This is a genomic window from Ruoffia sp. FAM 26255 (assembly GCF_045528525.1).
GTDB lineage: Bacteria > Bacillota > Bacilli > Lactobacillales > Aerococcaceae > Ruoffia > Ruoffia tabacinasalis.
On record NZ_JBGQQX010000007.1, the window covers coordinates 22,958 to 35,388 of the forward strand.

Here is a 12,431-nt window from a genome sequence, read left to right on the forward strand (position 1 = left end):
TTAATGGCAACAGTTATTGATACAGCAGATTTAATTAAACAAATTAATCAAGAAACAAAAATTAGTTCCAAGCAAATCCAAGCGGTACTGAATTTATTAAGTGAAGGGAATACGATTCCATTTATTGCGCGTTACCGTAAAGAAGTAACTGGATCACTGGATGAAGTTCAAATTCACGATATCGAACAAAAATATACTTATGCGAAACAATTGGGCGAGCGAAAAGAAGAAGTCGTTCGCTTAATTGCTGAACAAGAAAAATTAACCGATGAGATTGAACGAAATGTTATGAAATCTTCAACCTTACAACAAGTCGAAGACATTTACCGTCCGTTCAAACAAAGTCGCCGTACAAAAGCGATGACAGCGAAGGAAAATGGCCTAGAACCATTAGCCGAGTGGTTATTATCAGTTGAAGCAACGGATGCAATTCCAGAAGCAGAAGCAGAAAAATATATCAACGATGAAGTGCCAACCGCACAAGATGCGTTAGCAGGTGCACATGAAATCTTAGCTCAAGAAGTGTCTGATAACGCACAGTTCCGTGAATTTATTCGTAAATACACGCGCTATAATGCTAAAATCGCAACTACACTTAAAGATGAAGACAAAGATGAGAATAAAGTGTATCAACAATATTATGAATTTAGCGAATCGTTAACGGCATTGATGTCTCACCGTACGCTTGCAATTAATCGTGCAGAAAAAGAAGGCGTCATCACAGTGAAAATTCAAGTTGATACTGAACCAGTTATTAAATATATGTCGAATCGATTCATTCCTAAAGAGTTAAATGAAGACAAGAAAGAGTTAGTTCAATTGGCTGTTGAAGACGCTTATAAACGCTTCATTGGACCAGCCATTGAACGTGAGATGCGGAGTGAAGCAACGGAAGAGGCCAGTCAACAAGCGATTAAAGTCTTCGGTGAGAACTTACGTAACCTCTTACTACAACCACCTTTAAAAGGACGTGTTGTCATGGGCTTTGACCCCGCATACCGTACGGGGTGTAAATTAGCTATCATCAATGAAACAGGTCGAGTATTGGATAAAGGTGTTATTTATCCACATAAACCTGCAGCAGGCCCTAAACGTCAAGCAGCTAAAGGCGAGTTATTAGAATTTATCCGTAAACACGATGTGGATATCATTGCGATCGGTAATGGGACAGCTAGTCGTGAGTCTGAACAATTTGTTTCAAATCTAATTAAAGAACATAACTTGGACACACAATTTATCGTGATTAATGAAGCGGGTGCTTCGGTATACAGTGCGAGTGCCATTGCCCGTAAAGAGTTCCCAGACTTCCAAGTTGAAGAACGTAGTGCGGTTTCAATTGCTCGTCGTTTACAAGATCCGATTGCTGAATTAATTAAAATTGATCCTAAATCTATGGGGGTAGGTCAATACCAACATGATGTGAGTCAAAAAGATTTAACGCAACAATTAGACTTTGTGGTCAACATTACCGTTAACCAGGTTGGAGTCGATTTGAATACTGCTAGTATCCAATTATTGGAGCACGTTTCAGGCTTGACTGCAGCCACAGCTAAGAATGTGATTGCACTTCGTGACGAAATAGGTCACTTCTCAAGTCGTGAACAAATTAAAGATGTCAAACGTTTAGGTCCTAAAACTTATGAACAAGCCGTAGGTTTCATGCGTATCTTAGGCGGGGAAAATCCATTAGACCAAACGAGTATTCACCCGGAGAGTTATAAAGTGGCTTTAGATATTTTAAATCAGGCAAATGTTAACGTAAATGATATTGGTTCTGAAGAGGCGATTGAAACACTAAAATCACTCAAAGCCAGTGACTTAGCAACCCAATACGACTTAGGTGAAGAATCTATCTCAGATATTTTAGATGGGTTAATGCATCCAACAGCAGATGTACGTGACGGGCAAGATGCGCCAGTCCTTCGTGCGGACGTCTTATCAATGGAAGATTTGGATGAGGGGATGCAACTGCAAGGAGTCGTGCGTAACGTGGTCGACTTTGGTGCTTTCGTTGATATTGGAGTAAAACAAGATGGTTTAGTACACATCTCCAAACTCTCTAAAAAATTCATCAAACATCCGTCTGATGCCGTTTCTGTCGGAGATATTATTGAAGTTGAAGTGATTTCTTTAGACCGTCAAAAAGGCCGCATTGGGTTAAAGAGAATTTTTAATAAAGAGTAAAGACAAAAAAACACGGTTGCTTCTAACGAAGTCACCGTGTTTCTTTTATATACTGAGTTTATGATGCGATCGATGGGATTTGAACCCACACATCCTTAAGGACACTAGCCCCTCAAGCTAGCGCGTCTGCCATTCCGCCACGATCGCGTGTTTTCCTTAAATTAAAGTACAAGATTTATAATAGCACAAACGTGGTTTAGATTCAATATTTCATAGTGAAGAGAATAGAGTATATAAATCTGTTAAAGAGTTTTTATAATTGAGTAAAGTCATGGTTTTGATATAATCATAGTGTAAGTTATTAAATTTAGAAAGGAAGTATATGATGCAAAAATCACTATTATATCCAATTAATAACATTAAGCGCCATAGAGAAAGTTTAGACGGTTTATGGCAATTCAAATTTGACCCGCAAGATGAAGGGGACCAACAAGGATGGAAGGACGGTTAATCAGAAACGATTGATATGCCTGTTCCAGCAAGTTTCAATGATTTTTTTACAGACAAAGAATCACGCGACTACACAGGGACTTTCTGGTATCAAACAGAATTTTATGCCAAAGAAGAGGCAGATTCAGATATCCTATTGCGCTTTGGGAGCGCCACGCATCATGCAGAAGTCTTTGTTAATGGAGTGAGTGTTGGGGAACACCGAGGCGGTTTCTTACCATTTGAACTCAATGTTTCCAAAGCAGTGAAGTTCAATGCGAAAAATATAGTAGTCGTTAAGATGAATAACATTCTTTCAAGAACGACGCTTCCAGCAGGGGTCACTGAAACACTTGTTAGTGGACGCCGCATTACGAAACCATTCTTTGATTTTTTTAACTATGCGGGACTTCAAAGAAGTGTTCATTTAGTTACTGTTCCTAAGACGCGCATCTTAGACTTTGACCTGACGTATGAATTGGCTGACAATCAAGCATTTATCGACTATAAAATAACGACTTCAGATAATGCAGCAGGTCAAATCAGTGTTGAACTTTATGATTAAGATGACCAATTAGTGACTGAAGCGAGTGGCAGTGAAGGAAAATTAACTGTCAACGATCCTACATTGTGGAAAGTTTTAGACAGCTACTTATATCGTTTTGTCATTAAAGTTCAAGACAGCGATGCAATCATTGACGAGTATGAACAAGCTATTGGAATTAGAACTGTTGAAATTCAAGGCGAGAAGATATTAATTAATGGAGAAGAAACGTATCTAAAAGGTTATGGTAAGCACGAAGATGCAGACATTATCGGACGTGGCTTTAGCTACCCAATGAATAAGCGCGATTTCGAATTAATGAAATGGTCTGGAGCGAATTCATTCAGAACTTCACACTATCCTTATGCTGAAGAAGTTTATCAAATGGCTGACCGTGAAGGTTTCTTGATTATTGACGAAGTAGCAGCTGTTGGTTTCTTAGAAAGTATCGTAAACTTCTTAGCAGCTTCTCAAGGTACAGATATTGACTTCTTTGAAGCTCATCCAAATCTAGATGAATTGCAAAAGAACCATATTGAAGATATTCATGACTTGATTTTACGTGATAAAAATCACCCAAGTGTCTTTGCATGGAGCTTACTGAATGAGCCAAGTACAACAACAGAAGCAGCGAATGAATATTTCGGGCCATTATTTGAAGCAGCTCACAAATATGATCCGCAACAACGTCCACGTACATTTGCTTTAGTTATGTACTCAACTCCAGATGCATGTAAATGTTATCACCACGCTGATTTCCTAAGCCTGAACCGTTACTACGGTTGGTATGTTAAAGGTGGGTCAGACTTTGAAGATGCTGAACGCCTATTCCGTGATGAGATGGATGCTTGGGTAGAACTCGATTTAAATAAACCAATGATCTTTACTGAATACGGTACAGATAATTACATCGGTGAATCAAAACTTCCATCAGTGATGTGGGCACAGCAATACGAGGATGAATACTTAGATATGTATCACCGCGTCTTTGCTGATTTCCAAACTGTTGAAGGCCTTATGCGAGTGAACGGAAATAAAAAAGGTGTATTCACACGTCAACGCCAACCAAAACGCGTCGCTTATAAATTAAAAGAACGCTGGGAAAATATTAAATGAATTTTAAACGAAGCATCCTATTAGTTTAGGGTGCTTTTTCTAATGTGTGAATTTTGTGTTATAAAACTGTGTAAAAAAGGCTATGAGATTGTAATGTAAGCGCTTTAGTGGTAAAGTTAAATTAAAGGAAGAGAGAATTTAAGTTTGATATTGAAAGAGGTGGGAACGATGAGAAAGGTAAAATTATTAATGGTTCCATTAGCAATATTGACACTTGCTGGCGCAATGAACACAAGCGTTGGAACCGTCTTGGCCCAAGCAGACGCAGACTACAGTACAAGCACAGTGATTACTCATACGGTTAGACCAGGTGAATACCTCAACAAAATCGCAAACGACTACGGCGTAACAGCTAACGAATTAAGATTATGGAACCATTTAACAACTGACTTATTACAAATTGGTCAACAATTGAAAATCGTCACAGACGCTGAAACACCACCGCCAACAGGCTCAGTTTATACAGTAAGAGCTGGAGATACTTTATGGCGTATCGCTAACACTTATGGTGTAACAGTCAATCAGATAAAATCATGGAACAATCTGTCATCTGATTTCTTATACATTGGCATGCGACTGGTTGTAGCTGATCAAGGTACAACACCACCTCCATCTGAAGGATTAACTTATACAGTCAGATCAGGAGATACATTATGGAGCATTGCGAATCGTTACGGCGTAACGGTTAACCAATTGAAGTCATGGAACAATCTGTCATCTGATTTCTTAGCCATCGGCATGCGCTTAAATATTAGAGGTGGCGATAATCAACCGCCATCACAAGGAACCGTTCACCGAGTACAGCCCGGCGACACATTATTTAACTTAGCTTACCGCTACGGAACTTCAGTCAATCAATTAAAAGCATGGAATAACTTAACATCAGACTTAATCTATATCGGCACTTACTTAAGAGTGTCACAACCATAATATAGATTGAACAGCGCCAACCACTTCGGTGATTGGCGTTTTTTTTGTGCTGGAAGTGGGGTGCGGGGATTTAATTTCTCCTGTCATTCGGTGACCTGTCCCGTTAGCCGTCCAATATCCCGTGTCATTATGTGACCTGTCCCGTTAGCCGTCCAATATCCCGTGTCATTATGTGACCCGTCCCGTTAGTCGTTTAATTTCCCTTGTCATGTGATGACGTGTCCAGTTAGCTGTCCAATTTCCCTTGTCATTGTGTGACCTGTCCAGTTAGGCGTTCAATATCCCTTGTCATTGTGTGACCTGTCCAGTTAGGCGTTCAATATCTCGTGTCATTATGTGACCCGTCCCGTTAGTCGTTTAATTTCCCCTGTCATTATGTGACCCGTCCCGTTAGCCGTTTAATTTCCCTTGTCATATAGTGACAAGTCCCGTTAGTCGTCCAATTTCCCCTGACATCAATGACAAGTCCAGTTAAACTTTCAACTCCAATCCAAACAAATAGCACCGACCGAAGTCGATGCCAATCGCATTTTATATAAATGTTCGTTTCTTGATCTCTCCCCAAATCACTTGGCCTTTTGTCACTAGCATATAAATCAACACAATTAAACCAAAGCCAAAGGAAATCAAGGAAGGGGTTTGAAATTGAATCCAACCGATTAAAAGGAATATCATTGGCACTAAACTTAAGATAGCTACGGCAGCCCAGTATAGAACATAATCACCTGGTTTCATGCGGGTCATTATTGCGGTGATGATCATACTAATTAAAGTCGAGCTACATATGATAGGAACTGCATAAGTTAGCGACCAAGCTGACCAACCAATAGTGTAATCTAAGTAAACGCACATGAGGGACAAGATGATTAATAAATAAAGTAAGCTTTTGGCAATGTTACGACGCTTGCGAATCAAGGTCAGCACTGCCAACCACATTGTAATTATTCCAAAGGCTGCCCCTTGAAATAATTGGATGCGACCGTGATAGAGTAAGCCAATCCCAAGAATAACTGCCACAACAATTAAAGAGAAAGCCATCAAAAATTGAGTAATGAAACGGCGATTAAATTGCAAGGGCACATCTGGCATTGAACTGGATGTGACTGGAATATTACTATCAAGAGGCGCCTCACAAAGAGGGCATTTATCCCAATCACCTTTCACGCTCACGTGGCATTCTGGACACTTACGCATCATAACGACCTCCCAACTCTTCCTCAGTCACTTTGTTTACCGTCATCGTCACCGGAATATTCTCGTCACTTAAGAACCTAACATAATGACGGTAAATATCCGTTTCAATAAATGGGGACGTAAAAGTTATCGTCAATACATCATTATGGCTAATTGCGCAAAACTGCGGACGAACCGCAATCGTATGGAAATAAACTTGATGAATCATTTGATCAACTAAATAAGGGAAACTAACTAGACCAAGATTGGAAATCGCAAAAGTGAGCTTACGATTATTCATGTAATTAGCAAATTTTAAAGCCAAATCTTTAATCGGTCGTAAAATAATCCGACTTAAAGGATGGTACTCATATTGAATTAGCTGACTAAGCCAACTTTCTAAAGAATCTTTCTCTAGTTGCGGATCTAGCTGATTTTTTAATTCCTGAGAAATTGCTTTTAAAGAATTGTCACCATTCTTCTTATATTTATATTCCAACCGTGTCACCGCAAAGAAATTTCGCGCGGAATCAGAAGGGAAGAACTGACGCAAATTCACTGGCACAGAAACGGCCATCGTCTCATCCCCTTGGAAATTCGGTTCGGCTTTACGAATCGATTCCATAAAAACTGCAGTCAGATAAACTGTTAAAGAAACATTCATCGCTTTCGCTTTTTTCAAAATATCTTTGACTGGCATTTCCAATTCAACGACGCGCGGACGGTAATCTGACGTGTAAGTTCCTTTGTAGTGATAGACTTTTCGACTCGGTTTGGGTTCCTTTTCAACCGCAGGGAATAAGAAGTTTTTTGCCTTAGCACCGACCGTTGTAACTCCCCGTAAAGCTGATTGGGCAGCTTTCGAAAAGTTCAATTGATCCTTTCGTCTAAAATGGCGCTCGAAACTGTCTTCACTCGATTGGTCATGAATATAAGTCGAAACTTCAACGTCTTCATCTTTTAAATCAGGATGTTTTAAACTCAAGTACTCGGTAATTAAATCTTGAAAGAACCACATCGCTCCCGTTCCGTCAGATAAGACGTGAAAGACCTCAAGACTCACGCGCTTCTTCCAGTACATGACACGAAATAATAAATTACGCCGATCGAAAAAATACAAAGGACGACAGGGTGTGTTCGTATCTGGCTCTACTTTGGGCTTCAAATCACTTTCTTCCAAGTAATACCAAAAGAAACCGCGCCGCAAAACACTGTGATAAAGTAAATTTTGCTCAAAGACTTTATTCAAAGCTTGTTGTAGCAAGTCAGGGTCCACTGTATCAGTGACTTCAGCACTAATTCGAAACACTTTACTATCACGGTTAGACATCGCTGCTAAGAAGATATTTGATGCGTTATCTAGGCGAACCCAATTTTTACGCTCATTAACTTTCTGATTCTCCACGTATGTCACTCCTTCTCAAGTGATTCTCTAAATAATCTTTGATTAACAAATAAGTTGTATCAATAATACCTTCATTTAATGGGGCAAAAAGAAAATTATGAACAGTATCTTTTGCACGCATAATTTCCACTTGGTTCCCAGCTTCTAACAACATGAAGCCATAAACTTCACCTTCATCACGTAAAGGGTCAAATTCAGATGAGATAACTAAAGTGTCCGGTTGATTACTAAAATCCTCAGTCATTAACGGTGCGATGTACGGATTCTGTCTTTTGACCTCGTCCGGTTCATACATTTCCATATATTCCTGCATTTTCTTTGCTGTGAGTCCATAGTCATAGCCATTCTCCTCAACACTTTTAAAAGGAGACGCTTCATCGTGGCGCCAATACGTCACAGGATTAATTAAAATTTGTTTACTTGGTAAAGGTTTTCCTTCATTACGTAAGCGTAAAGAAACGACAGCAGCTAAATTTCCTCCAGCTGAGTTTCCAACAATAATAATATTACGCGCGCCTTTAATTCCCGTTAAATCCGGACGTGATAAAAGTAGTTGAGCGACGTGATAACAGTCTTCGAAACCAGCAGGGTAAGGATTCTCAGGTGCTTTTAAATAATCAACCGCTAAGACAATCCGCCCCATTTGATCAGCCAAACGACGACAATCTTTTGTATAGGTATCTATATTTCCTAAAACCCAGCCCCCACCATGAAAGAATAATATAATGTCACTACTCATCAATTTTTTTGGACGAAAAATGCGAATCGGAATTTCGTGACTTTGATCTGCAGAATAAATCTTCTGATCCAAATACTGAAAGCGGGATTTAGAAGGGGTGACAAAAACCTTTTGTAATTGCCGTACGAATTTGTATGATTCATGCATATTAATCGTTGGCGATGATAATAATTTTAATGCAAAACGTTTAAGAGTATTCATATTACTACCTCATAATATTTAGTTTTCTTCAGTGTGTCGTATATCAAGAGAAGTGTCAAGTTGTTAGTAAAAAATGATCAAAAAATGCTTATAAGACTTATAAAATGATAATTTCGACACTTTACCGTTTAAAGCGACACTATGGGAACTCAAAGTATCGCTATTCCACCAAATCGACACTATGAGAATCCAGAGTATCGCTTTCTACATAATTCCTCCAAAAAATCACAATTCTCAACAAAAAAGACAAGCTCACCTGAGCTTGTCTAATTAGGAAGTTAATTTTATGGCTAATAATTATTGGTTAGCTACGTCTACAATTGCTTGTAAGTAACCTGAAGTGTCAGCTAATGTTGAACCTGACACAACATCAGCAACATTTCCTTCTTCACCTAAGTCTTGTAATTCAGCAACCGCTTCTTCTAATTCAGCCGCAGTTTTACCAGCAGCGAATTGAGTAATTGCTTGTAAGTTTTCTGCGTATGGAACAGTTGATCCAGCATGGTCTGTCATTAATTGAGAGTATGCTTCAGAGTTTTCTAATTTAGAAACTAAAGTCACTCCTTCAGCGATACCTTCACCAAATGCAGCGTCCGCGTTTGGAACACCTGACCATTGATCACCTTCAACAAATTGGAACTCGTCTAAAGTAGCAGCAACAACTGTATCACCATCAACCGCTGTAGTAACGATTGCGAATGATTGGTCACCATGCGGTGCAGCTACGGCTTGTTTTAATTCTAAATTAGCAGCATCTGCTTCAGAACCAGTGAATTCAGTACCTTCGTTAGCAGCGTCAATAATGGCCTGTAAGTAACCAGCTGAGTCAGCTAAAGTTGCACCTGATACTACGTCAGAAACATTTCCATCTTCACCTAAATCATTTAAAGCAGTAATGCCTTCTTCGATTTCAGCAACAGTTTTGCCTTTAGCAAAGTCTTCGATAGCGTTTAAGTTATCTTCATAAGTAACAGTTGAATCAGCCTTATCAGCCATCATAGCAGAGTAGCCTTCACTGTCCGCACGTTTACTGATTAAAGTTACACCGTCAGCGAAACCTTCACCAAATGTAGCATCTGCGTTTGGAACACCAGTCCATTGATCACCTTCAACAAATTGGAATTCATCGATTTGTGCGTCAACAACGACATCACCTTGCATTGCCACAACAACAGAAGCAAATGATTTGTCACCGTGAGGAGCTAAGTAAGCCACTTTTAAAGTTGTTGTTTCTTGAGCTTGAACGGCAACTATCTCAGCAAAAGGTGTTGCATTGTTCACCGGTGAACTAATAGCTAATGCAAGCGAACTTGCTGTTAATAACACTAATGGTAGTAATGATTTCTTTTTCATTTTAAATCCCCCTTGTTTCTTTGAGTATATAGTAGCACGTCTTGTGATTACATGCACGTATTTTTTAACATTACGAATAAAATAATTTAATGACTTGAATTCTTCCTCATTTAATACTAATTAGGAATAATGGCTAGGTTTTGATAAAATGGGTAAGACATTGAAATTGGAGGAAATAAAAAATGGCAAACAAAGTACCATTTAAGAAAAATGACACGTTCACCGGAACGGTCGAAGACATAACATCACAAGGGCAAGGCGTTGTAAAACTTGATCATTATCCATTCTTTATCGAAGGGGCGATTACAGGCGAAGTTGTTAAATTCAAAGCGATGAAAGTCGGTAAGACTTACGGGTTTGGACGCTTACTTGAAATTATTGAAGAGAGTCCAGAGCGCGTGGAGATGACTGATGCTATCGGACGTCAAATCGGGACAATGACACTGCAACATATGAGCTACGACGCTCAATTAGCATACAAAGAACAACAAGTTAAATCAGCTTACGAACGTATTGGCCACTTTGAAGATGCAGAGATCCGTCCCGTACTAGGTATGGAAAATCCATGGGAATACCGTAACAAAGCACAAATTCCAGTAAGAGAAATCAATGGCCAACTAGAAACAGGCTTCTTTAGAAGAAACTCACATGATTTAGTGCCAGTTGAAAACTTCTTTATTCAACATAAAGAAATTGATGAAGCCATCTTAATTGTGAGAGATATCTTAAGACGATTCCATGTGCCTGCTTATAATGAAAAGAATCATACAGGAATTATCCGTCATGTAGTTGTAAGACGTGGACATTATAGCGGTCAAGTGATGGTGACACTTGTAACGAATAAACGTAAGATGCCTAACGAAGAAATCATCGTCGATGCGATTGCGGAAGAAGTACCAAATATCGCAAGTATTGTACAAAACGTGCAAACGAAACGTACGAATGTCATTCTAGGTCGTCAAAGTTTAGTATTATGGGGCCAACCTTATATTGAAGATTCGATGTTAGGTTTAACTTTTAGAATCTCATCTAAATCTTTCTACCAAGTGAATACACCCCAAGCAGAAGTTCTATACAAAACTGCGATTGATGCAGCGGACTTACAAGGGAATGAGACTGTTCTGGATGCGTATTCTGGAATCGGAACAATCGGTTTATCACTCGCTCAACATGCGAAACAAGTGTATGGGATGGATATTGTGGATGAAGCCGTTGAAATGGCTAAGCAAAATGCGAAGTTAAACGGCATTAAAAATGCAGCCTTCGAAGTCGGAAGTGCGGAAGAATGGTTACCAAAATGGAACGAAGCAGGCATTAATTTTGATGTTATCGTTGTGGACCCACCACGTAAAGGTTTAGATCAAGTCTTTGTGGATGCAGTGATTGAACAACAACCTGAAAAGATTGTTTATGTTAGCTGTAATCCAGCAACTCAAGCGAGAGATGCACGATTATTTGCAGATGCTGGTTATGACTTACAATTTGTCCAACCGGTTGATTTATTTGGACAAACGACTCATGTTGAAGCCGTTGCCTTATTTACAAAAGCATAATTTATATTTGAAAGAAGTCTGTGTGAACAGGCTTCTTTTTTATATGCCATCATTTAAAAAGAAAGAGTTTATACTGGGTCGATTAATAGATAACTTTAAAGAAACGTTAACTTCCTTACTACCAATGGTTGGTGTCGTAATGTTAATTCAGCTTAAATTGCAACCGGTAGCCTGGTTAACGATACTATGATTTGTCATTGGTGTCGCTTTTTACTGATTGGTTTACCGCTGTTCTTAGTCGGTGTGGATATGATTGTTGAGAAGATGGGTGATTTATTCAGTCACTACGTAATTGAACATCCGAAAAAAGTGATTGCGATGATTGGTATATTTGGTTTAGGATTCATTTCAATTATAGCTGAACAAAACTTTGTTATGGTACTGTCCCTAGGAGTAGGAGCTATGTTGACTTTCGGGGTATACTGAATTATTAAAGACTTTAATTTACGATATAACTTTGCCACTATCTAAGCATTTATAGATATCTTTTGCTTATTCTAAACGCCTGAATTTAATAAAATCACTTTCACCCGTGACATCGTCTATCTGTATCGTTTTTAGGAGGGGTTCATATGTGGTATTTAATCTATGCAGTCGTTCCAAGTGGGGATGCTGGAGAAGTCATTTGGTTTATTGTTGAGAAAGATAAATATAAAGAAGTGAGTCAAATTATTTTCCAAAATATGGACTTAGACAAAGAAGGTAACGGAATTCTATTTGTAGAACCTTTAAGTGAAGTTCATGGTTTGGTGAACCAATTACCAAGTGAATAATTTTAAATGTGGCATCCTTAACAGGGTGCTT

13 protein-coding genes and 1 tRNA gene are annotated in these 12,431 nt (G+C 38.9%); 9 read left to right on the forward strand and 5 right to left on the reverse strand.

What is annotated here, in order from left to right:
• Nucleotides 1–3 precede the first annotated feature (3 nt).
• Nucleotides 4–2,184: a Tex family protein gene (locus tag ACEN31_RS02445; RefSeq protein ID WP_407094716.1), complete on the forward strand. Its 2,181-nt coding sequence runs from the start codon at nt 4–6 to the stop codon at nt 2,182–2,184.
• 64 nt (nt 2,185–2,248) lie between these two features.
• Here ACEN31_RS02445 and ACEN31_RS02450 read toward each other — a convergent pair.
• Nucleotides 2,249–2,331: transfer RNA gene (locus tag ACEN31_RS02450), tRNA-Leu, on the reverse strand.
• A gap of 178 nt (nt 2,332–2,509) precedes the next feature.
• Here ACEN31_RS02450 and ACEN31_RS02455 point away from each other — a divergent pair.
• From ACEN31_RS02455 to ACEN31_RS02470, 4 genes are all read left to right on the forward strand, one after another.
• Nucleotides 2,510–2,635, forward strand: a complete 126-nt coding sequence (locus ACEN31_RS02455) for a hypothetical protein (RefSeq protein ID WP_407094717.1) — start codon at nt 2,510–2,512, stop codon at nt 2,633–2,635.
• A 15-nt stretch (nt 2,636–2,650) separates the two neighbouring features.
• Nucleotides 2,651–3,178: a sugar-binding domain-containing protein gene (locus tag ACEN31_RS02460; protein WP_407094718.1), complete on the forward strand. Its 528-nt coding sequence runs from the start codon at nt 2,651–2,653 to the stop codon at nt 3,176–3,178.
• A 12-nt stretch (nt 3,179–3,190) separates the two neighbouring features.
• The gene (locus ACEN31_RS02465; protein WP_407108528.1) at nt 3,191–4,273 is read left to right on the forward strand and encodes a glycoside hydrolase family 2 TIM barrel-domain containing protein; all 1,083 of its coding nucleotides are present in this window, start codon (nt 3,191–3,193) and stop codon (nt 4,271–4,273) included.
• A gap of 168 nt (nt 4,274–4,441) precedes the next feature.
• Nucleotides 4,442–5,203, forward strand: coding sequence for a LysM peptidoglycan-binding domain-containing protein (locus tag ACEN31_RS02470; RefSeq protein ID WP_407108530.1), 762 nt, complete (start codon nt 4,442–4,444; stop codon nt 5,201–5,203).
• Between the two features lie 531 nt (nt 5,204–5,734).
• Here ACEN31_RS02470 and ACEN31_RS02475 read toward each other — a convergent pair.
• From ACEN31_RS02475 to ACEN31_RS02490, 4 genes are all read right to left on the reverse strand, one after another.
• Nucleotides 5,735–6,400: a DUF6320 domain-containing protein gene (locus tag ACEN31_RS02475; protein WP_407094721.1), complete on the reverse strand. Its 666-nt coding sequence runs from the start codon at nt 6,398–6,400 to the stop codon at nt 5,735–5,737.
• A complete protein-coding gene (locus ACEN31_RS02480; protein WP_407090311.1) occupies nt 6,390–7,781 on the reverse strand; it encodes an alcohol acetyltransferase in 1,392 nt (463 codons plus the stop codon). Before ACEN31_RS02480 ends, ACEN31_RS02475 begins: the two co-directional genes overlap by 11 nt.
• Entirely contained in the window at nt 7,762–8,721 is a 960-nt protein-coding gene (locus ACEN31_RS02485) for an alpha/beta hydrolase (RefSeq protein ID WP_407094247.1), read from the reverse strand. Before ACEN31_RS02485 ends, ACEN31_RS02480 begins: the two co-directional genes overlap by 20 nt.
• Nucleotides 8,722–9,018: 297 nt before the next feature.
• On the reverse strand, nt 9,019–10,074 hold the full coding sequence (locus tag ACEN31_RS02490) for a peptidoglycan-binding protein (RefSeq protein ID WP_407108531.1): 1,056 nt from the start codon (nt 10,072–10,074) through the stop codon (nt 9,019–9,021).
• A 182-nt stretch (nt 10,075–10,256) separates the two neighbouring features.
• Here ACEN31_RS02490 and rlmD point away from each other — a divergent pair, with 182 nt between their 5' ends.
• From rlmD to ACEN31_RS02510, 4 genes are all read left to right on the forward strand, one after another.
• Entirely contained in the window at nt 10,257–11,627 is a 1,371-nt protein-coding gene (gene rlmD / locus ACEN31_RS02495) for a 23S rRNA (uracil(1939)-C(5))-methyltransferase RlmD (RefSeq protein WP_218930278.1), read from the forward strand.
• 43 nt (nt 11,628–11,670) lie between these two features.
• A complete protein-coding gene (locus ACEN31_RS02500) occupies nt 11,671–11,817 on the forward strand; it encodes a hypothetical protein (protein ID WP_407090862.1) in 147 nt (48 codons plus the stop codon).
• Nucleotides 11,814–12,053, forward strand: coding sequence for a DUF1538 family protein (locus ACEN31_RS02505; RefSeq protein ID WP_218930277.1), 240 nt, complete (start codon nt 11,814–11,816; stop codon nt 12,051–12,053). The genes ACEN31_RS02500 and ACEN31_RS02505 overlap by 4 nt, the downstream gene beginning before the upstream one ends.
• Nucleotides 12,054–12,199: 146 nt before the next feature.
• Complete coding sequence (locus ACEN31_RS02510; protein WP_138404551.1) at nt 12,200–12,400, forward strand: hypothetical protein; 201 nt, start codon at nt 12,200–12,202, stop codon at nt 12,398–12,400.
• The last annotated feature ends 31 nt before the right edge of the window (nt 12,401–12,431 follow it).